The sequence below is a fragment of the Psychrobacter sp. FME6 genome (assembly GCF_014861365.1).
GTDB lineage: Bacteria > Pseudomonadota > Gammaproteobacteria > Pseudomonadales > Moraxellaceae > Psychrobacter.
This window is the reverse complement of the sequence record NZ_RRYW01000175.1, coordinates 1-2559: the sequence shown is the minus strand read 5'-3', so window position 1 is coordinate 2559 and position 2559 is coordinate 1. Positions and strand designations below refer to the sequence as shown.

Here is a 2559-nt window from a genome sequence, read left to right as displayed (position 1 = left end):
TATCTATACTGTAACGTAGTGGAATGTTAGCATAGTTTTCGTAAGTTCGCACTTATCACTAAAAGATGTGAAAGTGAAAAAATTAATTATCTAAAAAAAGGAATGAACTATAGTGAATTTAGCTTTGTTTGATTTTGATGGAACTATTACACACACGGATTCTTTCACAAAGTTTGTGCTTTATGCTGCTGACAAACGACGCATAAGAAGAGGTAAGTTATTACTACTTCCAGAAATTATTGCTTATAAAACTCGTCTAACAGGTGGTAAACGTATTCGACATAAAATATTCAATTTAGCTTTTAAAAATACTGTTGAAAATGAAATAAAAATGAAAGCTTTAGAATTTTCTGAAAATATTATTCCAAGCTTAATCAGACCGCAAGCTATGGAGAGAATCAACTGGCACAAAGATAGAGGTGATGAGATCAGAGTCGTGTCCGCATCATTGGATTTGTATTTAGAGCCTTGGTGTAAGAAACATAATATAGCGTTGTCGTGTAACGAGGTTGAAGCAGTCAGTGGCACTGTCACAGGTAATTTCATAGGTCATGATTGTAGTGCTGATGAGAAAAGAAAAAGAGTTGAAAATGCCTATGACCTGTCTCATTACACAAATATTTACGCATATGGAGATACATCCGAAGATAGAGAGCTACTTAAACTTGCTAATCATCCGTTCTATCGGCACTTCTAACTATCACCAATCCACAGGAAAAACCTCATGGCAAATATTAAAATATTAGAACAAAAACGTCAGGAAGCATTAGACAAAGCCAATCGAATGAAACAGCAAATTGATAAGGCTCTCAACGGTCAAAAATTTGTACTTGGGGGTATGTTGATGAAGATTGCTGAAGATGAACCTGAACGAATACCACAAATTTTAGCTGATATTGAAAAGCATGTGACTAGGAAAGCCGATATTAGCCGCTTAGAGGGCTTTAAGAGCGAATTATGTAGTAGGGTAGCAGGAAGTAGTAATCAAAGCGATATTGGGCAAAATAGAGCCGTTTATGACGATAATATACAATCATCATTACTAGATAATTAACTGTTGGTTAATCTTGGCTTTTATCTGTCAGGTAAACCTCGTCTTATATCCCTAAAACTCTTTATAATAAAGGGTTACAGCTCCATTTGAATACGTTTACCCTGTTCTGTTCTGTTTGACTGCAAGAGAAATCATCAGATAACAGCATTTTATATCGTTTTTCTTCTGTTTGTTTTCTTAGTTATCAACAACCAAAAAGGCTTTTAATGTTTTTAAATGCTTTTAAATGCTTTTAAGCTCTATGTATCCCTCGCTGCTAAAGGGATGTAAGCACCATTTAATTACGTTTACTTACCCATAAGCTTACGTTTACTTACCCATAAGCTTACGTTTACTTACCCATAAGCTTACGTTTACTTACCATTTAATTACTAATATATTTCAGGTATTTAATTACTTATATATTTATGTTATCTTAATTACAAATATTATTAATGTAATTAAAAGGTGGTAGTAATGGCTAAATCCAATCTAGTAGTAAAAACCCATCATCTTAATACCGTTCTACAAAACCTAAAACTTGCTGAAATACGTATCGTTCAACTGGCGGTAGTTGATGCTAGAGAAACTGGTAAAGGTTTGACATCAGAAACCCCTTTACGTATTGAAGCTATTAGGTATGCCGAGGTTTTCAATACGACAAGGCAAAATGGTTATTTGATGATGAAAGAAGCTGAAGATACGTTATTTAACAGACGTTTTAGCTATATTGATGATGAAGGTAAGCTAGTTAAATCTCGCTGGTTATCCCAAGTTAGATATTTAGATGATGAGGGAGCGATTGAGATTGTTTTTACTCCAGCTGTGGTACGTGGGATTACTCGGATTGATGGGGCTGAAGAGTTTTTTACTAAATATCTATTAGAACAGACGGCTACGATGACCAGTAATTATTCGGTAAGGCTTTATGAGCTACTGGTTCAATGGAAGACCGCTAAAAAAACACCTGTGTTTGAACTAGATAAGTTTAGGGGTCAGCTAGGCGTTGAAGATGAAGAATATAAAGCAATGAGTAACTTTAAGATAAGAGTGTTAGACCTTGCTGTTGAAGAGATAAATGAAAAATCAGACCTGAATGTCGAGTATGAGAATGTTAAAAAAGGTCGAAAAATAATAGGCTTTAAGTTTAAGGTTTTAGAGAAGACAAATAAAAAAGAAGCCAGTATTGAGCGTGACTCTGCCAATGGCGATATGTTCACTGTTGATGGGCTGTCAGACAAGCAGCTGAAGCGCATTGTTCTTCATAAAGGATTTATCAGCACTTATGGGCGTTTGGCGACTGGTGATAATGGGCGTGACTGGAAGCTGTTTACTGAATTTATGGTGAATGAGATTAAGAAAGACCCTAGCAAGTTTAGTCAGAAAAAGCCTATTAGAGAATATTTAAACGGTAAAGATGACGACTACCAGTATTATTAATGGTTTGAGATAGAAGCGGATCTGAATGGGTGCTGTTTCCCATTAAGACCCGTTTCTATCTGTTAAATCTCTAAGTGAGGTGCTTG

General features: G+C 35.4%; 3 protein-coding genes. All 3 read left to right on the top strand.

Features of this window, described 5'->3' with window-relative positions; genetic code table 11:
- Window positions 1-112: 112 nt before the first annotated feature.
- The 3 genes from EI162_RS13985 (at window position 113) to repM (ending at window position 2473) form a co-directional block, all read left to right on the top strand.
- Window positions 113-697 carry an HAD family hydrolase gene (locus EI162_RS13985; RefSeq protein WP_192524910.1) on the top strand — a complete coding sequence of 195 codons (585 nt, stop codon included), beginning with the start codon at window positions 113-115 and terminating at the stop codon, window positions 695-697.
- 27 nt (window positions 698-724) lie between these two features.
- Window positions 725-1054, top strand: coding sequence for a hypothetical protein (locus EI162_RS13980; protein WP_192524909.1), 330 nt, complete (start codon window positions 725-727; stop codon window positions 1052-1054).
- Window positions 1055-1510: 456 nt separating this feature from the next.
- The gene (gene repM, locus EI162_RS13975) at window positions 1511-2473 is read left to right on the top strand and encodes a replication initiation protein RepM (protein WP_192524908.1); all 963 of its coding nucleotides are present in this window, start codon (window positions 1511-1513) and stop codon (window positions 2471-2473) included.
- Window positions 2474-2559 lie beyond the last annotated feature (86 nt).